General features: G+C 41.1%; 17 protein-coding genes, 1 tRNA gene, 1 rRNA gene, 1 other RNA gene and 7 pseudogenes. 25 read left to right on the forward strand and 2 right to left on the reverse strand.

The features are described 5' to 3' along the window. Positions 1–10 precede the first annotated feature (10 nt). Both rrf and QM424_RS07855 read left to right on the forward strand, forming a co-directional pair. Positions 11–126 (forward strand): 5S ribosomal RNA (gene rrf, locus QM424_RS07850). A 5-nt stretch (positions 127–131) separates the two neighbouring features. Next, a tRNA-Asn gene (locus QM424_RS07855) sits at positions 132–205 on the forward strand. 77 nt (positions 206–282) lie between these two features. Here QM424_RS07855 and QM424_RS07860 read toward each other — a convergent pair. Next, positions 283–572 (reverse strand): annotated as a pseudogene (locus QM424_RS07860) (transposase family protein); the annotation flags it as partial. Between the two features lie 422 nt (positions 573–994). Between QM424_RS07860 and comW the strand changes: the two are divergent. The 20 genes and pseudogenes from comW (at position 995) to QM424_RS07960 (ending at position 17,734) form a co-directional block, all read left to right on the forward strand. Next, positions 995–1,231 (forward strand): sigma(X)-activator ComW, encoded by a 237-nt coding sequence (gene comW, locus QM424_RS07865; RefSeq protein WP_061425583.1) that lies wholly within the window; start codon positions 995–997, stop codon positions 1,229–1,231. Between the two features lie 230 nt (positions 1,232–1,461). Continuing rightward, positions 1,462–2,748 carry an adenylosuccinate synthase gene (locus QM424_RS07870; protein WP_001832534.1) on the forward strand — a complete coding sequence of 429 codons (1,287 nt, stop codon included), beginning with the start codon at positions 1,462–1,464 and terminating at the stop codon, positions 2,746–2,748. Between the two features lie 199 nt (positions 2,749–2,947). Further along, positions 2,948–3,415 carry a tRNA adenosine(34) deaminase TadA gene (gene tadA, locus QM424_RS07875; RefSeq protein ID WP_414394084.1) on the forward strand — a complete coding sequence of 156 codons (468 nt, stop codon included), beginning with the start codon at positions 2,948–2,950 and terminating at the stop codon, positions 3,413–3,415. A gap of 32 nt (positions 3,416–3,447) precedes the next feature. Beyond that, positions 3,448–3,545, forward strand: an RNA gene (ffs, locus tag QM424_RS07880) — signal recognition particle sRNA small type. A 56-nt stretch (positions 3,546–3,601) separates the two neighbouring features. Further along, positions 3,602–4,045, forward strand: coding sequence for a dUTP diphosphatase (locus tag QM424_RS07885; RefSeq protein ID WP_101785668.1), 444 nt, complete (start codon positions 3,602–3,604; stop codon positions 4,043–4,045). Between the two features lies 1 nt (position 4,046). Further along, positions 4,047–4,586 carry a histidine phosphatase family protein gene (locus QM424_RS07890; protein WP_414394158.1) on the forward strand — a complete coding sequence of 180 codons (540 nt, stop codon included), beginning with the start codon at positions 4,047–4,049 and terminating at the stop codon, positions 4,584–4,586. Continuing rightward, positions 4,583–4,756, forward strand: a pseudogene (locus tag QM424_RS07895) (DNA repair protein RadA); the annotation flags it as partial. The gene QM424_RS07890 and the pseudogene QM424_RS07895, both read left to right, overlap by 4 nt. Then, positions 4,752–5,054 (forward strand): annotated as a pseudogene (locus QM424_RS07900) (isochorismatase family protein); the annotation flags it as partial. The pseudogenes QM424_RS07895 and QM424_RS07900, both read left to right, overlap by 5 nt. Positions 5,055–5,072: 18 nt before the next feature. Further along, a complete protein-coding gene (locus QM424_RS07905; RefSeq protein WP_414394086.1) occupies positions 5,073–5,588 on the forward strand; it encodes a histidine phosphatase family protein in 516 nt (171 codons plus the stop codon). A gap of 10 nt (positions 5,589–5,598) precedes the next feature. Next, entirely contained in the window at positions 5,599–6,963 is a 1,365-nt protein-coding gene (gene radA, locus QM424_RS07910) for a DNA repair protein RadA (RefSeq protein WP_414394161.1), read from the forward strand. A 72-nt stretch (positions 6,964–7,035) separates the two neighbouring features. Then, positions 7,036–7,533 (forward strand): beta-class carbonic anhydrase, encoded by a 498-nt coding sequence (locus QM424_RS07915; protein ID WP_084925939.1) that lies wholly within the window; start codon positions 7,036–7,038, stop codon positions 7,531–7,533. A gap of 24 nt (positions 7,534–7,557) precedes the next feature. After that, entirely contained in the window at positions 7,558–8,373 is an 816-nt protein-coding gene (locus QM424_RS07920; RefSeq protein ID WP_414394088.1) for a PrsW family intramembrane metalloprotease, read from the forward strand. 145 nt (positions 8,374–8,518) lie between these two features. Beyond that, complete coding sequence (locus tag QM424_RS07925; protein ID WP_000010168.1) at positions 8,519–9,487, forward strand: ribose-phosphate diphosphokinase; 969 nt, start codon at positions 8,519–8,521, stop codon at positions 9,485–9,487. A gap of 117 nt (positions 9,488–9,604) precedes the next feature. Continuing rightward, positions 9,605–10,505: pseudogene (locus QM424_RS07930) on the forward strand (Rpn family recombination-promoting nuclease/putative transposase). Then, a pseudogene (locus QM424_RS07935) lies at positions 10,506–10,840 on the forward strand (hypothetical protein); the annotation flags it as partial. Positions 10,841–11,066: 226 nt separating this feature from the next. Next, positions 11,067–11,666, forward strand: coding sequence for an amylase-binding adhesin AbpA (gene abpA, locus QM424_RS07940; protein ID WP_261064779.1), 600 nt, complete (start codon positions 11,067–11,069; stop codon positions 11,664–11,666). Between the two features lie 143 nt (positions 11,667–11,809). Beyond that, positions 11,810–13,489, forward strand: a pseudogene (locus QM424_RS07945) (IS1182 family transposase). Between the two features lie 28 nt (positions 13,490–13,517). Next, a pseudogene (gene srtB, locus QM424_RS07950) lies at positions 13,518–14,348 on the forward strand (class B sortase, LPKTxAVK-specific). Positions 14,349–14,579: 231 nt separating this feature from the next. Beyond that, the gene (gene polA / locus QM424_RS07955; protein WP_414394091.1) at positions 14,580–17,213 is read left to right on the forward strand and encodes a DNA polymerase I; all 2,634 of its coding nucleotides are present in this window, start codon (positions 14,580–14,582) and stop codon (positions 17,211–17,213) included. An 83-nt stretch (positions 17,214–17,296) separates the two neighbouring features. Continuing rightward, positions 17,297–17,734 carry a CoA-binding protein gene (locus tag QM424_RS07960; RefSeq protein ID WP_000076489.1) on the forward strand — a complete coding sequence of 146 codons (438 nt, stop codon included), beginning with the start codon at positions 17,297–17,299 and terminating at the stop codon, positions 17,732–17,734. 226 nt (positions 17,735–17,960) lie between these two features. On the opposite strand, the gene QM424_RS07965 is transcribed toward QM424_RS07960, so the two are convergent. After that, entirely contained in the window at positions 17,961–18,971 is a 1,011-nt protein-coding gene (locus QM424_RS07965; RefSeq protein WP_414394093.1) for a YeiH family protein, read from the reverse strand. A 148-nt stretch (positions 18,972–19,119) separates the two neighbouring features. Here QM424_RS07965 and QM424_RS07970 point away from each other — a divergent pair, with 148 nt between their 5' ends. The 3 genes from QM424_RS07970 to plsX are packed head-to-tail and all read left to right on the forward strand — an operon-like array spanning position 19,120 to position 22,045. Further along, the gene (locus QM424_RS07970; RefSeq protein ID WP_414394095.1) at positions 19,120–20,289 is read left to right on the forward strand and encodes a pyridoxal phosphate-dependent aminotransferase; all 1,170 of its coding nucleotides are present in this window, start codon (positions 19,120–19,122) and stop codon (positions 20,287–20,289) included. Then, the gene (gene recO, locus QM424_RS07975) at positions 20,286–21,056 is read left to right on the forward strand and encodes a DNA repair protein RecO (RefSeq protein WP_084925955.1); all 771 of its coding nucleotides are present in this window, start codon (positions 20,286–20,288) and stop codon (positions 21,054–21,056) included. Before QM424_RS07970 ends, recO begins: the two co-directional genes overlap by 4 nt. Then, positions 21,053–22,045, forward strand: a complete 993-nt coding sequence (gene plsX, locus QM424_RS07980) for a phosphate acyltransferase PlsX (RefSeq protein ID WP_219967319.1) — start codon at positions 21,053–21,055, stop codon at positions 22,043–22,045. The genes recO and plsX overlap by 4 nt, the downstream gene beginning before the upstream one ends.

Here is a 22,045-nt window from a genome sequence, read left to right on the forward strand (position 1 = left end):
TTACTCAGAGTTAAGTGACGATAGCCTAGGAGATACACCTGTACCCATGCCGAACACAGAAGTTAAGCCCTAGAACGCCGGAAGTAGTTGGGGGTTGCCCCCTGTGAGATATGGAAGTCGCTTAGCTTTATTCCGCCATAGCTCAGTTGGTAGTAGCGCATGACTGTTAATCATGATGTCGTAGGTTCGAGTCCTACTGGCGGAGTAGTTAATTAAAGGAGGTTTTGACCTCTTTTTTTGTTATATAATTAATAATCTATCTCGCATCTAACAAAGCGAGATATTTTTCTTGATGAGAGAGGTTTCGGCGACCATCATTTTTGAATAGTGATAGCACTTGAATAGACGCTTTCTAAGGAGAATTCTAGTAGGCATACCAGTCGTTTCAAGATAAGGAATTTTAGAAGGTTTTTGAAAATCATATTTCTTCATTTAACTTCCGCAATCAGGGCAAGATGGGGCGTCGTAGTCCAGTTTAGCGATAATTTCCTTATGTGTATCCCTATTGATGGTATTCATAATTTAGGGTCTGTAAGCTCTAGTAATTTTGTGATAAAGTGTAATTGTTCCATATGATTCTTTCTAATGATGGTTTGGTGCCTTTTCATTATAAATCTTATGGAATTTTTTTCTACCCTAAAATAGGTTCCATAATATCCATCGAGGATTTAACCACTACAAATATTATAGTTACTTTTCTTTTTAATAATTATTAAGTGCTTCATTTCTATTCAATCACTTTATAGCTTAAACTGAGAAAGATTCAATACAATGGTAACCGTACAGGATAATTTTTGTAAATCATTTATAGGAAATTTTTTATTTTTAGGGATTTAATAGTTTGTTTTTGATGTAAGATATTTGTTTCTATTCTGTCAACTTTTCCTATTTTTTCTCTTGTTGAGGTTGGTATTTTAACAATTCAGGAGTTATTAATGATTAATTAAAATTTTTTGTTAGAATAAGATCATAAAAAGTAAAGGAGTGTATGCTTATGCTACAAAATATTTATGATCAGATGACTGATTTCTATGACAGTATCGAAGAAGAGTATGCTACTTTCTTTGATAATAGTTGGGACTGGGAACATTTTCATTTTAAATTTTTGATTTATTATTTAGTTAGATATGGCATTGGGTGTCGTAGGGATTTTATCGTTTACCATTATCGTGTTGCTTATCGTTTGTATCTTGAAAAATTGATAATGAAACAGGGTTTTGTTGCTTGTTGAGACAATATGAGTTAATTTCCGAACAAATTTAACTTTTTGTGGGGAAATAATGATAAATAGCCGGAATTTTTTATAAATCATTTTTTAATAGTTGGAAATAGCAAATCTTTCTGTTGTTTCTTCTTGATAAAAAGGCGATTTTTTCTTATAATAAATTGTAAGATATAATTGCAGGTGAGAGTCCTGCCATGTATGTGAGAAAGGAAGAGCCTGAGGGCTCAGACAAGATTATGACTTCAGTTGTTGTTGTAGGTACCCAGTGGGGTGATGAAGGTAAAGGGAAGATTACAGACTTCCTTTCAGCGAATGCAGAAGTGATTGCACGTTACCAAGGTGGTGATAATGCAGGTCACACGATTGTGATTGATGGTAAGAAGTTTAAATTGCACTTGATTCCATCTGGGATTTTCTTCCCTGAAAAAATCTCTGTTATTGGGAATGGTATGGTTGTAAATCCTAAATCTCTTGTAAAAGAGTTGAGCTATCTTCATGAGGAAGGTGTGACAACTGATAACTTGCGTATTTCTGATCGCGCGCATGTCATTTTGCCTTATCATATCGAGTTGGATCGTTTGCAAGAAGAAGCTAAGGGCGACAATAAGATTGGAACTACAATCAAGGGAATTGGTCCAGCTTATATGGACAAGGCTGCTCGTGTTGGGATTCGTATTGCAGATCTTTTAGATAAAGATATTTTCCGTGAGCGTTTAGAACGTAACCTTGCTGAAAAGAATCGTCTTTTTGAAAAATTGTATGACAGTAAAGCGATTGCTTTCGATGATATTTTTGAAGAGTATTACGAATATGGTCAACAAATCAAGAAATATGTGACAGACACATCTGTCATTTTGAATGATGCGCTTGATAACGGTAAACGTGTGCTTTTTGAAGGTGCACAAGGAGTTATGCTAGATATCGACCAAGGTACTTATCCATTTGTTACGTCATCAAACCCTGTGGCTGGTGGTGTTACGATTGGTTCTGGTGTTGGTCCAAGTAAGATTGACAAGGTTGTTGGTGTATGTAAAGCCTATACGAGTCGTGTAGGAGACGGTCCTTTCCCAACTGAGTTGTTTGATGAAGTGGGAGAACGTATCCGTGAAGTAGGTCATGAATATGGTACAACAACTGGTCGTCCACGTCGTGTAGGTTGGTTTGACTCAGTTGTGATGCGTCATAGCCGTCGTGTTTCTGGTATTACTAACCTTTCATTGAACTCTATCGATGTTTTGAGTGGTTTAGATACAGTGAAAATCTGTGTGGCCTATGATCTTGATGGTCAACGTATTGACTACTATCCAGCTAGTCTTGAGCAATTGAAACGTTGCAAGCCTATCTATGAAGAGTTGCCAGGTTGGTCAGAAGATATTACCGGAGTTCGTAATTTGGAAGATCTTCCTGAGAATGCGCGTAACTACGTTCGTCGTGTGAGTGAATTGGTTGGCGTTCGTATTTCTACTTTCTCAGTGGGTCCTGGTCGTGAACAAACAAATATTTTAGAAAGTGTTTGGTCCTAAGAGATTTTTAAGATTTGTTTAAGATAGGTCGGGTATACTATAGACAGTTACAAGAAGACCTCCTAACTTGTTGTAACAAATATCCTAAACTTTTCTTTTTCATAATAATCTCCCTATAAAGTCACCGCATTCGGTGGCTTTTTTTGTCTTGGGATTCATGATATAATAATAAAATCGATAAGTAGGAAAAGAGAAACGGATGAATTATACAGTTGAAGAAAAAGAAGTCTTCATGAGAGAGGCATTGAAAGAGGCTGAGATTGCTCTTGAACACGATGAAATTCCAATTGGTTGTGTGATTGTCAAGGATGGAGAAATCATTGGTCGTGGGCATAATGCTCGTGAGGAGCTGCAGCGAGCGGTTATGCATGCGGAAATTATGGCTATAGAGAATGCGAACCTGAGTGAGGAGAGCTGGCGCTTGCTGGATTGCACGCTTTTTGTGACTATTGAGCCGTGTGTCATGTGTAGTGGGGCGATTGGACTTGCCCGTATTCCAAACGTGGTCTATGGGGCTAAAAACCAGAAATTTGGCGCTGCTGGGAGTTTGTACGATATCTTGACAGATGAGCGTCTTAATCATCGTGTGGGGGTTGAAACGGGAATTTTGGAAGATGAATGCGCAGCTATTATGCAGGACTTTTTTAGAAATAGACGGAAAAAATAATTTTTCTTTTAAAATGAATAGGAATGTGATATAATAAACAGTGGAGCAACAGTTCTGCGTGAAGCGGGTCAGGGGAGGAATCCAGCAGCCCTAAGCGATTTGAATTGTGTGCTCTTTTTTTCGTGCTTTTTCCGAATAAATAAGATAGAATAATCTAGAATAAATGATAATAGAAAAGAGAAGATGATGAAAATTCGTGGTTTTGAATTGGTTTCTAGTTTTACAGATGAAAATTTATTGCCCAAGCGTGAGACAGCGCATGCGGCTGGTTACGACTTAAAGGTTGCTGTGCGTACGGTTATTGCGCCAGGAGAGATTGTCTTGGTTCCGACAGGAGTTAAGGCTTATATGCAACCGACTGAGGTTCTTTACCTTTATGATCGTTCTTCAAACCCTCGTAAGAAGGGCTTGGTTTTGATTAATTCAGTTGGGGTCATTGACGGGGACTATTATGGAAATCCTGGCAATGAAGGACATATTTTTGCTCAGATGAAGAATATCACAGACCAAGAGGTTGTTCTTGAAGTTGGAGAACGTGTTGTCCAGGCTGTCTTTGCTCCTTTCTTAATTGCAGATGGAGATGCGGCTAATGGCGTTCGAACTGGTGGATTTGGGTCAACTGGACACTAAGATGAAGATTATCTTTATACGTCACGGGGAGCCAGATTATAGTATGCTTGATAAACTTGAAAATCCGCAACTCTATAGTGGTTTTGGTCGTGATTTAGCACCATTGACAGGAAAAGGTCGCAGTCTGGCAAAAGAAGTTGCTAAAACTGCATGTTTTGGAAAGGCAGAGATTATTATTTCATCGTCTGTGACGAGGGCTTTAGAAACAGCACATTATATAGCGGTTGAAACAGTATTGGACTTATTTGTGGAGCCGTTTTTTCATGAGTGGCGTCCAGACTTAGATGGTACTAACTCTGATTTAACTAGTGTATTGGTAGCTCATGAATATTATCTAAAACATCAAGGAAGTTTACCTGAAGATTCTCCTTATCGCTATGAAACAGCTCTGGAGATGCGTCATCGTTTTTTAAGAACTTTGGAAAAATATAAAAATTATAAAACTATTATCATTGTAACTCACGGAATGCTCATGCGTCAGTTTGTGCCAAATGAGAAGATTGATTTTTGCCAAGTGATTGAGTGTGAGTTAGAGATATAGAAAGAGGTTTATCATCGCAAAAAAAAGCGACATTTGTATGTCAAAATTGTGGGTATAATTCCCCTAAATATCTGGGGCGTTGCCCCAACTGTGGATCTTGGTCTTCTTTTGTAGAAGAGGTTGAGGTTGCCGAGGTCAAGAATGCGCGTGTGTCCTTGACAGGTGAGAAAAGACAGAAAGAAGAAATTTGTGACCGGCTTGCTGCTTGTATCTTCTCGTATCTTTGAGAAGCGTCGGGCTTCTTGCTTTACTAATCCAGATTTAAAAGATTTTTTAGAGGAAAACGGTGCTAAAAGCATAGAGTTTATAGGGGTAGATGGCAATGGCTGTGTTAAGGCTTCCGTTTTGGCAGTTACCAAGGAGAATTATCAGGTTTCTGTCGATTTGTCTGCTGTCGGAGTTGGCAACCAGAAGAAATTCTCTAAAACACTGAAGCAGTGGCAAGATTGCGGAATCAAGATTGGATAGTTTTATGGGGGTCTTAATATGAAAATTATTTTTATCCGTCACGGGGAGCCAGATTACCGTGAGTTAGAGGATCGTTCTTATACGGGATTTGGGATAGATTTGGCGCCCTTGTCTGAGAAGGGACGGCAACAAGCTCAGAAACTGAGCAAAAATCCCTTGCTTCCTTCAGCTGAAATAATCATATCTTCTGCAGTCACAAGAGCTTTAGAAACGGCTTCTTATGTGGCTTGTGTTACTGGACTTCCTTTAAGAGTGGAGCCATTATTTCATGAATGGCAGGTCTATGAAAGTGGCACAGATAATTTTGAAAAAGCTCGTACTATGTTTCTAGAAAATAAGGGGGAGTTACTTCCTAATAGTCCTATTCAATATGAGACCGCTACGGAGATGAAGTCTCGTTTTCTAGAATGCATGGCTAAGTATCGAGATTACCAGACCGTGATAGTGGTAACTCACAACATGCTCATGCGTCAGTTTGTGCCAAATGAGAAGATTGATTTTTGCCAAGTGATTGAGTGTGAGTTAGAGATATAGAAAGAGGTTTATCATCGCAAAAAAAAAAGCGACATTTGTATGTCAAAATTGTGGGTATAATTCCCCTAAATATCTGGGGCGTTGCCCCAACTGTGGATCTTGGTCTTCTTTTGTAGAAGAGGTTGAGGTTGCCGAGGTCAAGAATGCGCGTGTGTCCTTGACAGGTGAGAAAACCAAGCCCATGAAACTAGCTGAGGTGACTTCAATTAACGTCAATCGAACCAAGACGGAGATGGAGGAATTCAACCGTGTACTTGGAGGCGGAGTGGTACCAGGAAGTCTCGTCCTCATCGGTGGGGATCCTGGGATTGGGAAATCAACCCTTCTTTTACAAGTTTCAACCCAGCTGTCTCAAGTGGGGACAGTTCTCTATGTCAGTGGGGAGGAGTCTGCCCAGCAGATTAAGCTACGAGCAGAGCGCTTGGGAGATATTGATAGCGAGTTTTATCTCTATGCAGAGACCAATATGCAGAGTATTCGAGCTGAGGTGGAGCGCATCCAGCCAGACTTCCTCATCATTGACTCTATCCAGACCATTATGTCTCCTGAGATTTCAGGGGTGCAGGGGTCTGTTTCTCAAGTGCGTGAGGTGACGGCTGAACTCATGCAGCTGGCTAAAACTAATAACATTGCCATCTTTATCGTAGGTCATGTGACCAAGGAAGGAACCTTAGCTGGGCCGAGAATGTTGGAGCATATGGTGGATACAGTGCTTTACTTTGAAGGGGAGCGCCACCATACCTTTCGTATTTTGAGAGCGGTCAAAAACCGTTTTGGCTCCACTAATGAGATTGGGATTTTTGAGATGCAGTCGGGTGGATTGGTTGAGGTCCTCAATCCGAGTCAAGTTTTCCTAGAGGAGCGTTTGGACGGTGCAACTGGTTCATCGATCGTTGTGACAATGGAAGGGACGCGTCCGATTTTGGCGGAGGTTCAGGCCTTGGTAACACCGACCATGTTTGGGAATGCCAAGCGTACTACGACAGGACTTGATTTTAATCGTGCTAGCTTGATTATGGCTGTTTTGGAAAAGCGGGCAGGTCTTCTCTTACAAAATCAGGATGCTTATCTCAAATCTGCTGGTGGTGTCAAATTGGATGAACCTGCGATTGACTTAGCTGTTGCAGTTGCCATTGCTTCGAGCTACAAGGACAAGCCAACTAATCCTCAGGAATGTTTTGTAGGCGAACTGGGCTTGACAGGAGAAATTCGGCGCGTGAATCGTATCGAGCAACGCATCAATGAAGCTGCTAAACTGGGCTTTACTAAGATTTATGTACCTAAGAATTCCTTGACAGGAATCACTCCGCCCAAGGAAATTCAGGTCATTGGCGTGACAACGATTCAGGAAGTTTTGAAAAAGGTATTTGCATAATCCGTGACAAATCCTCTTAAAAATGATAAGATAGGAGAAATATTTGACTATCAAATTTTCGAGGAGGGAATCGTGTCGTATTTTGAACAGTTTATGCAAGCCAATCAGGCTTATGTTGCCCTACATGGGCAGTTAAATCTGCCACTTAAACCCAAAACAAGGGTTGCCATTGTTACCTGTATGGATTCACGTTTGCACGTTGCGCAAGCTCTAGGTTTGGCACTTGGGGATGCTCATATCTTGCGGAATGCAGGTGGTCGAGTGACAGAGGACATGATTCGTTCGCTGGTTATTTCCCAGCAACAAATGGGGACAAGAGAGATTGTGGTGTTACACCATACAGACTGTGGTGCTCAGACTTTTGAAAATGGCTCTTTTCAGGAGTATCTGAAAGAGGAACTAGGTGTCGATGTGTCAGACCAGGACTTCTTGCCCTTCCAAAATATAGAGGAGAGTGTGCGCGAGGATATGCAACTCCTTATCGAGTCTCCCCTAATACCAGATGATGTCATTATCTCTGGTGCTATTTACGATGTGGATACAGGAAGTATGACAGTCGTAGAATTGTAAAAAATTCATTTAGAAAGAAAGTGTATGAAGAAAAACAGTATTTTATTTATTTTTATCTTATTGCTATGTATTGGTGTACAGTATGAAACCATCTACTATACGGATGGTTCGATGTCAGGTGCGGAATATGGACTAATGGGAGTTTCTATCTTTCTAGCTCTCTTTTACATGATTCCGGCTCTTTATTTCCTTTTCCGTATTGGGAAAAAATGGGAATTACCAAAGAAGGCCTTGATTCTGTCTTTATTGGGAGGGATGTTCCTTTCAGGTTGGTTGTCTAGCTTTGCTAATACCTATATCCATGATTTATTGGGGGTTCTTTTCCCAGATAGTGCATTTTTAAATGCCTTTGAAAGTGCTATTGTGGCTCCTTTGGTAGAAGAACCCTTGAAATTGTTGCCACTTGTCTTTGTTTTAGCTATGATTCCTGTGCGAAAATTAAAATCTTTGTTTTTACTAGGGACTGCTTCTGGTTTGGGATTCCAAATAATTGAGGATATTGGCTATATTCGTACAGATTTGCCAGAGGGCTTTGACTTTACTATTTCGAGAATTTTAGAGCGTATCATCTCAGGGATTGCTTCTCACTGGACTTTTTCAGGTCTAGCTGTAGTAGGTGTTTACTTGCTTTACAGAGCCTATAAAGAACAGAAGGTTGGCAAGAAACAGGGGCTTATTTTCCTAGGTTTAGCCTTGGGAACTCACTTCTTGTTTAATTCTCCTTTTGTTGAATTGGAGACAGAGTTGCCTTTAGCGATTCCAGTGGTTACGGCTATTACTCTCTATGGTTTTTATCAGGCTTATCGTTTTGTTGAGAAACACAATGAGTTGATGAACTAGAATATTTTTTAAAAGAATGATGCAAGGGTACAAATATGGTGCCCTTCTTTTATTTTTGATTGAAAAATAGTGCAAAAAGCGCTACAATGGTAAATGGAAAAATCTTGTGAAAAGCACAAGCGATACATATATACCGGAGGAAATCATGTCTTTTTCTGATTTAAAGCTGTTTGCCCTTTCTTCTAATCAAGAATTGGCAAAACGTGTGGCGCAGGAGATTGGGATAGAGTTGGGGAAATCAAGTGTTCGCCAATTTTCAGATGGAGAGATTCAGGTCAACATCGAAGAATCAATCCGTGGGAAACACGTCTTTATCCTACAATCAACTAGCTCGCCTGTAAATGACAATCTGCTTGAAATTTTGATTATGGTAGATGCTTTGAAGCGTGCGAGTGCAGAATCTGTCAATGTTGTCATGCCTTACTATGGGTATGCACGTCAGGATAGAAAGGCGAGAGCGCGTGAGCCAATCACTTCAAAACTTGTCGCAAATATGCTTGAAGTAGCTGGAGTGGATCGTTTATTGACCATCGACTTGCATGCTGCGCAGATTCAAGGATTCTTTGATATTCCTGTGGATCATTTGATGGGAGCTCCTCTGATTGCGGATTATTTTGAGCGTCGTGGCATGGTTGGTTCTGACTATGTGGTTGTCAGTCCAGACCATGGAGGGGTGACTCGTGCTCGTAAGTTGGCAGAATTTTTGAAGACATCTATCGCTATTATTGATAAACGTCGCAGCGTTGATAAGATGAATACCAGTGAAGTCATGAACATCATCGGTAAGGTCGAAGGCAAGACTTGTATCTTGATTGATGATATGATTGATACCGCTGGAACGATTTGTCATGCGGCAGATGCTCTTGCAGAAGCTGGTGCTGTTGAAGTCTATGCAAGCTGTACGCACCCAGTTCTTTCTGGCCCTGCTATGGACAATATCCAAAACTCAGCTATCAAGAAATTGGTTGTTTTGGATACCATCTATCTGCCAGAAGAGCGTTTGATTGATAAGATTGAACAGATTTCGATTGCTCATCTACTGGGTGATGCTATTGTACGTATCCATGAAAAACGCCCACTTTCTCCACTTTTCAGTATTGAGAAAAAGATTTAATGACCAAGCCTGAGATAATTCTCAGGTTTTTTTGTCTCTTTTCCGAATAAATAGATAGTAGCAGTGAATCTAGTAAACCTAGATTTAAAACTGTGGTATAATAAAAGGAGGAAAAGGATGATTCTAAGACATCCGGGCATCAGCCCTACCAATGATTTGGTTGCTAAGAAAATCTTTAGCAATCCAGAAATCACTTGTCAATTTATTCGCGATATGTTGGATTTACCAGCCAAAAATGTAACCATTTTGGAGGGGAGCAATATTCATGTCTTGCCATCCCTGCCTTACTCGGCTCAGGATTTCTATACCAGTATAGACGTCTTGGCGGAGTTGGATAATGGTACGCAAGTAATTATTGAAATTCAAGTTCATCATCAGAATTTTTTCATCAATCGCCTGTGGGCTTACCTGTGCAGTCAGGTCAATCAAAACCTAGAAAAAATTCGTCAACGAGAAGGTGATACACACCAGAGTTACAAACACATCGCACCAGTTTATGCTATTGCTATTGTGGACAGCAACTACTTCCAAGATGACTTGGCTTTTCACAGCTTTAGTATGCGAGAGGACACGACAGGTGAAGTCTTAACTATCACAAATAATGGACAAGAAAACCACCTAGTCAAGATGGCGTTCTTGGAATTAAAAAAATATAGAGAAACCAGCAAAGATGAGGTTCGCAAGCCGTGGTTGGAGTTTTTCGGGAACAAACCCTTTACTCAGCAACCCGAGCGAGCCATCAGCCAAGCAGATCAACTGCTAGACTATAATAGCTGGTCCGAGGAGGACAGGAAAATGTTTAGTCAAACGTATGCGCGAAGAACAAGCGTTATTGGCTCAGGATTATGCCTTGGAGACTGCTAGGGCGGAAGGTCTTGAACAAGGACTAGAGCGTGGGAAGCTCTTTGCTTTCCTAGATATGGTTCGTCAAGGTCTTCTGACATCTGAGGTAGCCAGTCAGCAATTGGGCATGACCGTTGCTGAATTTGAGTCACTATTGAAAGAGCATCACAAATAAGAACTAAAAAAATACAGAGAAACTAGCAAATATAAGGTTCGCAAGCCGTGGTTGGAGTTTTTCGGGAATAAGCCCTTTACCCAACAACCTGAGCGAGCTATCAGCCAAGCAGACCAACTGCTAGACTATAAGAGCTGGTCTGAGGATGACAGGAAGCTGCTTAGTCAACTACATATGCGCGAAGAACAAGCCTTGTTAGCACATAACTATGCCTTGGAACGAGCTGAAGAAAAAGGCTTAGAACGTGGTCGTCCAGAGAGTACTGAGGAGGGGTAAAAGTAGGTTTAGCAAGTCTAGTTCGTCAAGGCCTTCTGACTTCATATATTGCCAGCTAGTAATGATTCGAATAGTTGGGAATATAAAGGATTATTGTTTGTTTGATTGAAATAATTTAGCTTTTATAAGTGATGAGAATTCAACATTTAAAGTTTGGACTGTTTTATCCAATATTTTCTTAAAAATAAGATAAAAATTGTTGATACCAATTATTTAAGTGGTATAACGGTGGTAGTAAAGAAAACTATTTACAATCAAATAAAAAATAAAATAGGAGATAAAACAATGAAAAAAGTTTTATTGACATCAGTAGTAGCTCTTGCAGTATTATCTGCAGTAGCGCCAGCATTTGCAGATAACAATGGTGGAGCTAACCTTCCAGGTGTGTATGATTCACGTGAAGCATATGAAAGCCAATCAGAATTTGTAACTGCTAATAGAGTTAATGCATATGTAGATGCTCATATCAAAGATCTTAAAGAACCAGCTGAAGTTGCCAAAGCTGAAGCAGACTTGCAAGCATTCTTGGATTCTGTATACTCAGGTTATGATTTCTCTAATAAGAAAGCAGCGCTAGAGAAAGCAGTTGGAGAAGCTAAAGAAGCATACAATGCTAAAGTAGTAGAACTTCGTAACGAAGCGGTGAAACATTTACAAGAAGTTTTCAATTCATCTCTTAAAAAAGAAGGTAAATACTATATCTTGAACGAAACTCTTGAACAAGCAAACGCTCGTTATTTAAAAGATCACGCTCAAGATGGACAAACAGCTCCATCAGCTACTCCAGAACCAGGTAAACCAGATTCAATAGAGCAAGCTAAACAAGCAGGTGCAATAGCTAAAGCTGGTCAAAAAGCTCTTCCCAAAACACACGCTTCTAAATAATTTATTTAATGAAGTAACTGAGGGTGGGCAAAAACCCACTTCTAACTATCAAAAAACGAGCATTTCCGTAGTTGGAGATGCTCGTTTTCTTATGTCATGGTTTATAATTAAAATAACAACAAAATAATTAGAAAGCCATGACAATGTATAAAGATTATAACACAAATCAGTTAAATTTAGAAGTAAATCTTGCCTACGATATTCCATCAAGTCCCGAAGCGAGAATGATTAGCCTCTTTGTGGACAGTATCCCTAATCAAGTTCTATTGGAAGAGACCTCTCACACTGGTCGCCATGCCTTTCATCCAGCCATGCTCATGAAGATGACCCTGTTCGCTTATACTCGTCAAGTGTTCTCTGGACGTAAAATCGTTCAAATGAATGAGGAAGTCATTCCCATGAAATGGTTGAACCAAGATACCTATGTTAGCTATAAAACGATTAATAACTTCCGCTCCAGTAAACATGCCAACAACCTAATCAAAACTGCTTTTATTTACTTCACCTTACTCATGCGTGAGAACGGAATGATTGAGGATGATGCCTTGTTCATTGATGGAACAAAACTAGAAGCTGATGCCAATCTCTATTCTTTCACTTGGAAAAGAGCTATTGACAAATATGAAGCAGCCTTGAGTGGGAAAATTTCCCAGCTCTATGATCAGCTGATTCAAGAAGGGGTAAATCTCACCTTATCTAAAGAAGAACGGGAAACCCGTCAGGGATTGGAGGAGCTACTAGAAAAAACGGAGGCTACCTTAGCCGAAATAGAACAAGCTATTGAAGAAGAGCCTAAAGTGATAAAGGGTGGGTCTGCCAATAGACAAAAACGTCGTCGGATAAAGAAAATCCGTAAGCAATTAAGGGATGATTTCCTTTCTCGTAAACAGCGCTATGAAGAAGCTAGAAAAATTTTAGAAGACCGCAACTCTTTCTCAAAGACGGATCATGATGCCACTTTTATGAGTATGAAGGAAGACCATATGCAAAATGGGCAACTGAAACCTGGTTATAATATCCAAGCGGCTACCAATGGTCAGTATGTCCTTGATTTTGATATCTTTCCCAATCCAACAGACACTCGCACTCTGAAACCCTTCCTCCAATCGATTCAAAGTCTAGACTTATTCAACTATATCGTAGCAGATGCTGGTTATGGTAGCGAAGAAAATTATCGTTTTATCATTGATGAATTGTAAAAAACACCGCTTATTCCCTATACCATGTATCAGAAGGAATTGACTAAAAACTACCAGACGAGCACAGATAATCCAATGAACTGGGAATATCTTGAGGACACGGACCAGTTTATAAAGCCCGACGGCCTAGTTTATTCCTTTAAGAACTACTCTAGTCGAACTGACAAGTATGGCTTTCAACGTGATTTCAAGATTTATGAGGCGGATAAAGTTCAAGATACTCCTGAGTTAGAACAGTTGGCTAAAACAAATAGTGGAAATCAGAAACAAATCCATTATAATCCAACTTGGAATTACTTTAAGGAACTCCTTAAGCAAACATTACATAGTGAAGAAGGCTCTCGAATTTATGCCAAACGGAAAATCGATGTTGAACCCGTTTTTGGTAGATTGAAGAGTGTTTTTGGCGTGCGAAGAGTGCATGTCAGAGGGAAACAAGCTGTCGCAATAGAGATAGGATTTATCTTTATGAGCATGAATCTCACCAAGTTGGCCAAGAATCTAGCCTCTAAAACATCCACTACTCAAAAACCACACAGTATTTCTTTCAGCTTGATTGGATTCAAGACTGGAATCACTGTGTGGTTTTATTTAGAAGCGAGTTTTTGCCCAGCCTCTTTTTGATAAAAGTAAATAAACAAGGGAGATAAAAATGAGCAGACGTTCAACTAAAAATAAGTCACCTATGAAGAAAATTATCGCTTTGCTTGTTGCTGTAGCTATTGTCGCTTTAGGAGGTTTATTCCTCTATAAGACATTTTTAGCTCCAACTGATCAGGCGAGTGAAACTAAGGTAGCACAAACGACACAAAAAATTGCTACGACATCGGCAGAGGAAAAAGAATATCTTACGAATAAGTTCAAAGGCTTACTTGGAACAAACTCTGATACGATCGCTTATGTGTATGCGCCCGGAACAGAGTTGGATGAACCTGTTGTTCAAACAACTGATAATTCAACTTATTTAGATAAGAGATTTGATGGTGGTCACGAACCTTATATGGGAACAGTGTTTATGGACACAGATAATAAAAATGATTTTAGTGACCGTTTAACTTGGTTATTTGGTCATGCTCGTGGTAGTAAAGTTGGGGATCATCGTATGTTTAATGATGTGAACTACTATAGTCGTCAAGATTATTTTGATGAACATCCATATGTTGTGATTGAGACTCCAGAGAGAAAGTATTATTATGAAGCAGTTGCTATGATTATAGTACCAGAAGAAACAGCCTTTTATCGTACTTCATTTGATGATGATAAAGATTTTCAAACGCAGTTAACAACTATTTATTAAACAGCTGAAGTTAAGAAACCAAATGTTAAAGTATCAGCTAAAAATAAGTATTTAGTTCTTTCAACTTGTCGTGAAGAAGATGAAACGATTCGTGAGAATCTATATCTTCGTCAAATACCAGACTCAGAAATGAGTGAGTTTGTCAAACAGCATAAAGATCAATTAACGTATAAACCAACAAGATAAATATATAGACTACTACTAAAATAGGAATGAATATAGTCTAGCAAGAATAGAAGTTCTTTGCAGTTAAAAAGGATTTCACTTTTATAATTATAAAGCATAAAAACAGAATTTAGTCATGGGCTAAGTTCTGTTTTTTTAAAACTAAATGGCTATATTCGCCAAAAGTTTGAAAAATACTCGGTCTGGCTCTTCCCAATGGTATTTTTTGATGCTTTCCTTTATAATGGGTGTATGGATAAGAAAAAATTATTATTGATTGATGGATCTTCTGTTGCTTTTCGGGCGTTTTTTGCACTCTATCAGCAGTTGGACCGTTTTAAGAATGCGGTTGGTTTGCATACCAATGCGATTTATGGCTTTCAGTTGATGTTGAGCCATTTGTTGGAGCGGGTTGAGCCTAGTCATATTTTGGTGGCTTTTGATGCGGGAAAGACGACCTTCCGGACAGAGATGTATGCGGACTATAAGGGTGGTCGGGCCAAGACTCCGGATGAGTTTCGTGAGCAATTTCCCTTCATTCGTGAGTTGCTCGATCATATGGGGATTCGTCACTATGAGTTGGCTCAGTATGAGGCGGATGACATTATTGGGACACTAGATAAACTAGCAGAGCAGGATGGTTTTGATATTACCATTGTCAGTGGAGACAAGGATTTGATTCAACTGACGGATGAGCATACGGTGGTTGAGATTTCCAAGAAAGGTGTGGCTGAGTTTGAGGCTTTTACGCCGGACTATCTCATGGAAAAGATGGGGCTCACACCGACTCAGTTTATCGATCTCAAGGCGCTCATGGGTGATAAGTCGGATAATATCCCTGGGGTGACCAAAATTGGTGAAAAGACGGGTATCAAGCTCTTGCTGGAGCATGGTTCTCTTGAGGGGATTTATGAAAATATTGATGGGATGAAGGCTTCTAAGATGAAGGAAAATCTCATCAATGATAAGGAACAGGCCTTTTTGTCAAAAACACTGGCGACCATTGATACCAAGGCACCGATTGAGATTGGTTTGAAGGATTTGGTCTATAGTGGTCCAGATGTTGAAAATCTTGGGAAATTCTACGATGAGATGGGTTTCAAACAGCTCAAGCAGGCTTTAAATGTGTCGTCAGCTGATGTGGCTGAGAGCTTGGATTTTACTATTGTTGACCAAATCAGTCAAAATATGCTGAGTGAAGAATCTATCTTCCATTTTGAGCTTTTTGGTGAGAATTACCATACGGATGATTTGGTTGGATTTGCCTGGTCTTGTGGGGAAAAGCTCTATGCTACAGACAAGCTTGAGCTTTTGCAAGAGCCGATTTTCAAGGCCTTTTTAGAAAAAACACCTCTGAGAGTTTATGACTTTAAGAAGGTTAAAGTTCTCTTGAATCGTTTTGGTCTGGATTTGCAAGCGCCTGCTTTTGACAGCCGTTTGGCTAAATACCTCCTTTCGACTGTGGAGGACAATGAAATTGCGACCATCGCTAGTCTTTATGGTCAGACTTATTTGGTTGATGATGAGACTTTCTATGGTAAGGGAGTCAAGAAGGCCATTCCTGAACGTGAGAAATTCTTGGAACACTTGGCTCGTAAGATTGCAGTTTTGGTTGAAACAGCGCCTGTTTTACTTGAAAAACTCAGTGAAAATGGACAATTAGAGCTTCTTTATGATATAGAGCAACCTCTAGCCTTTGTCCTTGCCAAGATGGAAATTGCTGGGATTACGGTTAAGAAAGAGACCTTGCTTGAGATGCAGGCTGAAAATGAGCTTGTCATTGAAAAACTCACTCAGGAGATTTACGAACTGGCTGGTGAGGAGTTTAATATCAACTCGCCTAAGCAGTTGGGCGTGCTTCTCTTTGAAAAATTGGGGCTACCTCTAGAATACACTAAGAAAACTAAGACTGGATACTCGACAGCGGTGGATGTCTTGGAGCGCCTGGCTCCTATTGCTCCGATTGTTAAGAAAATTCTTGACTACCGTCAGATTGCTAAGATTCAATCTACTTATGTAATTGGCTTGCAGGACTGGATTTTGGCTGATGGAAAGATTCACACGCGTTATGTGCAGGATTTGACCCAGACTGGGCGTCTGTCTAGTGTGGATCCAAACTTGCAAAATATCCCTGTTCGCTTGGAACAAGGTCGTCTCATTCGTAAGGCTTTTGTGCCTGAGTGGGAGGATAGTGTGTTGCTCAGCTCGGACTATTCACAGATTGAATTGCGCGTTTTGGCGCATATCTCTAAGGATGAGCACTTGATTAAGGCCTTCCAAGAGGGGGCAGATATCCATACTTCGACAGCCATGCGGGTCTTTGGCATTGAGCGTCCTGAGGATGTGACTGCAAACGACCGTCGCAATGCCAAGGCTGTCAACTTTGGAGTGGTTTATGGAATTTCAGACTTTGGCTTGTCTAATAATTTGGGCATTAGCCGTAAGGAAGCCAAAGCCTACATTGATACCTACTTTGAACGCTTCCCAGGTATTAAAAACTACATGGATGAAGTGGTGCGTGAGGCGCGTGATAAGGGCTATGTAGAGACACTTTTCAAGCGTCGTCGTGAGTTGCCAGATATCAATTCGCGTAACTTTAACATTCGTGGCTTTGCGGAGAGAACTGCTATTAACTCCCCTATCCAGGGGTCGGCGGCAGATATTCTCAAGATTGCTATGATTCAGCTGGACAAAGCCTTGGTTGCAGGTGGTTATCAGACTAAGATGCTGTTGCAAGTGCACGATGAAATCGTCCTTGAAGTTCCTAAATCTGAATTGGCAGAGATGAAAAAATTGGTCAAACAAACCATGGAAGAAGCCATTCAACTCAGTGTTCCCCTCATCGCAGATGAAAATGAAGGGGCAACCTGGTACGAGGCTAAATAAAAAGGGGGCTAGTCCTCTTTTTTGTAGTAGAATTCTGCAAGCCTTTTCAAATTGTGCTATACTGAAGAAAAAGGAGGATTTCTATGAGTCAAGAATTTATCAATCCAAGTGATGGTGTGATTCGTCAGTATCTCGCAACGAGTAAAACCCTTGCTGTAGTGGGGTTATCAGACCGTGAAGAAACAACTAGCAATCGAGTGACCAAGGAAATGCAGGCTCGGGGTTATAAAATCATCCCAGTCAATCCCAAGGTAGCAGGTGGTGAAATATTGGGTGAAAAGGCTTATGCTAGTCTCGCTGAGATTCCTTTTCCTGTAGATATTGTCAATGTTTACCGTCGCAGTGAGTTTTTGCCAGATGTGGCGCGTGATTTTCTTAAGGCTGATGCCAAGATTTTTTGGGCACAGTTAGGACTTGAAAGTCTAGAAGCAGAAGAAATCTTGCGTGCTGGTGTATGTGATGATATCGTGATGAATCGTTGCATCAAGAGAGAACATACACGCTTGATTGAGGAAGCATAAGAAAAAGGTAGCTGATGGGCTACCTTTTGTGTTATACTCAATGAAAATCAAAGAGCAAACTAGGAAACTAGCGCAGGTTGCTCAAAACACAGTTTTGAGGTTGCAGATAGAACTGACGAAGTCAGCTCAAAACACAGTTTTGAGGTTGTAGATAAGACTGACGAAGTCAGTCACATATATACGGCAAGGCGACGTTGACGTGGTTTGAAGAGATTTTCGAAGAGTATTAGAAAATGCCGATAAGGGTCTGCATACCAAGACTAGTGAGGATGATGGCAATCCAGCAGATGGCTCCGAGAACAATGGATTTTCCACTGGATTTGACCATAGCGACCAGATTAGTTTTGAGTCCGATAGCACTCATGGCCATGATAATGAGGAATTTGGAGAGTTGTTTGAGAGGGGTAAAGAAACTACTGGACACCCCGAGAGAGGTCAGTAGGGTGGTTAGGAGAGATGCAAGGATAAAGTAAAGGATAAAAAGTGGGAAGACTTTTTTCAGTTGCAAACCTAGCTTATTTTTTTGCTCGCGACTTTGCCAGTAGGAGAGAAAGAGAGTGATGGGGATGATAGCTAGGGTGCGCGTGAGTTTGACAATGGTTGCGGATTCGAGGGTATTGGTCTGGTAGAGACTGTCCCAAGCGCTGGCGGTAGCCGTTACAGAGGAAGTGTCATTGACCGCAGTTCCTGCAAAGAGAGCGAAACCTTCATTGGATAGATGAAGCCAGATACCGAGGATTGGAAAGATGAGTGCCGCTAAGACATTGAAGAAAAAGATAACGGAGATGGCTTGGGCTACTTCCTTTTCCTTAGCATGGATAACGGGCGCTGTCGCTGCAATGGCAGAGCCCCCACAGATAGAAGAACCTACTCCAATCAAGGTAGCCAGTTTTGTGTCCAGTGCAAAGAAACGCTGGAAGAGGTAGGCAACAATCAAGGCTATTGAAATGGTGGACAGGATGACAGGGAGTGAAGATTGTCCGACTGCGAAGACTTGCGAGATATTGAGACCAAAACCAAGCAAGATAACGGCATACTGGAGCAATTTCTTGGAACTAAAGGTCAATCCAGCATCCAGTTGTTTATAAGACGAGAGAAAGGGATGTAGGAGCATGCCCATAAAAATCGCAAAAACAGGCGCGCCAATCACAGGGAAGAGTCCTCCTAAGTACCAAGATACGATTGAAATGAGAAGGCAGGCCAAGATGCCTGCTCCATTTTTTGATAGAAATGACATAAAAACCTCCAAATAGAATCTGTTACCATTATAGACCTGTAAAGAGGAAAAGTAAAATAGAAAGTGGAAAGCTATTCTATCATGTATTTTTGCGGTCAGGGGGCTTTTGTAGTATAATAGAGATACGTTTTTACAGTAGGAGGTATCTATGGATTTAACTAAGCGCTTTAATAAACAGTTAGATAAGATTCAAGTTTCATTGATTCGTCAGTTTGACCAGGCTATTTCGGAGATTCCTGGGGTCTTGCGTTTGACCTTGGGGGAACCTGATTTTACAACGCCAGATCATGTCAAGGAGGTGGCCAAGCGAGCGATTGATCAGAACCAATCCTACTATACAGGGATGAGTGGTCTGCTGACTTTACGTCAGGCAGCTAGTGACTTTGTTAAGGAAAAGTATCAACTGGACTATGCTCCTGAAAATGAAATCTTAGTTACAATTGGGGCGACAGAGGCCTTATCTGCTACTTTAACGGCTATTTTGGAAGAGGGAGACAAGGTGCTCTTGCCAGCTCCTGCCTATCCAGGTTATGAACCGATTGTCAATCTAGTTGGGGCAGAGGTTGTTGAGATTGATACGACTGAAAATGGGTTTGTCTTGACTCCTGAAATGTTGGAGAAGGCCATTTTGGAGCAAGGTGACAAGCTCAAGGCGGTTATTCTCAACTATCCAGCTAATCCGACAGGAATTACCTATAGTCGGGAACAATTGGAGTCCTTGGCAGCTGTTTTACGCAAGTACGAGATTTTCGTTGTCTGTGATGAGGTTTACTCAGAATTGACCTACACAGGCGAAGCCCATGTGTCTCTGGGAACTATGTTGAGAGACCAGGCTATTATTATCAATGGTTTGTCTAAATCGCATGCCATGACAGGTTGGCGTTTGGGTCTGATTTTCGCTCCTGCGACCTTCACAGCCCAGTTGATCAAGAGTCACCAGTATTTGGTTACTGCTGCAAATACTATGGCTCAACATGCTGCGGTGGAAGCCTTGACAGCTGGTAAAAACGATGCGGAGCCCATGAAGAAGGAATACATCCAGCGTCGGGATTATATCATCGGAAAAATGACTGCTCTTGGTTTTGAGATTATCAAACCAGACGGTGCCTTCTATATCTTTGCTAAGATTCCAGCAGGATATAATCAAGATTCTTTTGCTTTTCTGAAGGATTTTGCTCAGAAGAAGGCTGTTGCCTTTATCCCTGGTGCTGCCTTTGGGCGTTACGGGGAAGGTTATGTTCGCCTGTCTTATGCAGCCAGCATGGAGACGATCACAGAAGCCATGAAACGGCTTGAGGAGTATATGAGAGAAGCATGATTCAGTCTATCACGAGTCAAGGCTTGGTGCTCTACAATCGCAATTTTCGTGAGGATGATAAGCTAGTCAAGATTTTTACTGAGCAGGCTGGCAAACGGATGTTTTTCGTCAAACATGCTGGTCAATCCAAACTGGCGCCTGTTATTCAGCCCTTGGTGCTGGCTCGATTTCTCTTACGAATCAATGATGACGGGCTTAGCTACATTGAGGACTATCATGAGGTGATGACTTTTCCCAAGATTAATAGCGATCTCTTTGTCATGGCTTATGCGACCTACGTAGCAGCTCTTGCCGATGCTAGTTTGCAGGACAATCAGCAGGATGCTCCCTTGTTTGCTTTTTTGCAAAAGACTTTGGAGTTGATGGAAGCTGGCTTGGATTATCAAGTCTTGACCAATATTTTTGAAATCCAAATCTTGACTCGATTTGGGATCAGCCTCAATTTTAATGAGTGTGTCTTCTGCCATCGGGTCGGTCAGGCTTTTGACTTTTCTTTCAAATATGGAGCCTGCCTCTGTCCAGATCATTATCATGAAGATGAGAGACGTTGCCATCTCAATCCCAATATCCCCTATCTGCTCAATCAGTTTCAAGCTATTGATTTTGAGACCTTGGAGACCATTTCGCTCAAGCCTGAAATCAAGCAAGAGCTACGCCAATTTATGGATCAACTCTACGAAGAGTACGTTGGGATTCACCTAAAATCAAAGAAATTTATTGATTCCCTAGCAGACTGGGGACAATTATTAAAAGAGGAAAAGAAATGAAAAAAATCGCAGTAGATGCCATGGGGGGAGATTACGCACCTCAGGCCATCGTTGAGGGTGTCAATCAAGCCCTAGCTGACTTTTCAGATATCGAGGTTCAACTCTACGGAGATGAAGCTAAAATCAAGCAATATCTGACAGCGACAGAGCGCGTCAGCATTATCCATACGGATGAGAAGATTGATTCAGACGATGAACCTACGAGAGCTATTCGGAAGAAGAAAAATGCCAGTATGGTCTTGGCGGCCAAAGCTGTCAAAGATGGAGAGGCAGATGCTGTACTCTCGGCTGGGAATACAGGTGCTTTACTAGCAGCAGGATTTTTCATCGTGGGTCGTATCAAGAACATCGATCGTCCTGGACTTATGTCAACCTTGCCGACTGTAGATGGGAGAGGTTTTGACATGCTAGACCTCGGTGCTAATGCGGAAAATACAGCCCAGCACCTTCATCAATACGCGGTTCTAGGATCCTTCTATGCTAAAAATGTCCGTGGAATTGCGCAACCACGTGTTGGCTTGCTCAATAACGGAACAGAGAGTAGCAAGGGCGATCCGCTTCGTAAGGAAACTTACGAATTACTAGCAGCTGATGAAAGTTTAAACTTTATCGGAAACGTGGAAGCGCGTGATTTGATGAATGGCGTTGCAGATGTTGTTGTGGCAGATGGTTTCACGGGAAACGCTGTGCTCAAATCCATTGAAGGGACAGCCATGGGAATCATGGGCTTGCTCAAGACCGCTATTACAGGTGGTGGTCTTCGAGCGAAACTAGGTGCCCTCCTTCTCAAGGACAGCCTCAGAGGTTTGAAAAAACAGCTCAACTATTCAGATGTTGGTGGAGCGGTCTTGTTTGGTGTCAAGGCACCTGTTGTCAAGACTCATGGCTCAAGCGATGCCAAGGCTGTTTATAGTACAATCCGCCAGATTCGTACCATGCTAGAAACAGACGTAGTTGCCCAGACTGCGCGTGAATTTTCAGGAGAATAA

It is taken from the genome of Streptococcus mitis (assembly GCF_047464945.1).
Classification (GTDB): Bacteria; Bacillota; Bacilli; order Lactobacillales; family Streptococcaceae; genus Streptococcus; species Streptococcus mitis_EA.